Origin of the sequence: Actinomycetospora atypica (assembly GCF_042653685.1) — a bacterium.
GTDB lineage: Bacteria > Actinomycetota > Actinomycetes > Mycobacteriales > Pseudonocardiaceae > Actinomycetospora > Actinomycetospora atypica.
Genome location: NZ_JBHSIV010000114.1, coordinates 1 through 543 on the forward strand (window position 1 = coordinate 1; position 543 = coordinate 543).

Below are 543 nucleotides of genomic sequence, written 5' to 3' on the forward strand. Positions count from 1 at the left end.
GAACCCGCTCTCGCTGAGGACCAGCCCTAAATCGCCTCCAACGTCCTGCATGACCTCGCGGAAAGTGAGCACGTGGGACTTTTCGACCCGGCGACGCATCAACTTGCACTCAGCCAACCAGGTCACATCGAGCGCGCCAATCCGTAGCATCCCGTACACGTCAACGTCGTGTGTTGCGCGAGCTCCACCCACGGACACGTCAGTCGACGCCTGCAGTCCCGCTGCATTCAAGACCGCAGCGACGTTCTCCTGATAACGCTTCCATTCCGGCATATCCCCGCTCATTGCGTCCGCATCCTCTGCTAGTTGCCGTCCGGGCATCGCTTGTGGAGCAATCATCGACAGTGCTATTCCTGGCTGGGCGGGCTCGGCGAAATGATTTGAACTCACTCTCGAAGTTGGCGGGTCGTGGGATGCGGCGCTGTCGACGGAGGGGCCTGGGCCAGCGGCCCCTAGGTCCACCCACACGGCCTCTAGCGCGGGCTGCCCCTTGTGCGATCTTGTGTCTGAGCCGCGACGACCCGGGGGAGCACGTGCAGCGGG

The 543-nt window shown here is 63.2% G+C and carries 1 protein-coding gene; it reads right to left on the reverse strand.

What is annotated here, in order from left to right:
• Window positions 1-285, reverse strand: a 285-nt coding sequence (locus ACFPBZ_RS29555) for a restriction endonuclease (RefSeq protein ID WP_378039671.1), incomplete at its 3' end; no start/stop codon positions are given.
• Window positions 286-543: the final 258 nt, after the last annotated feature.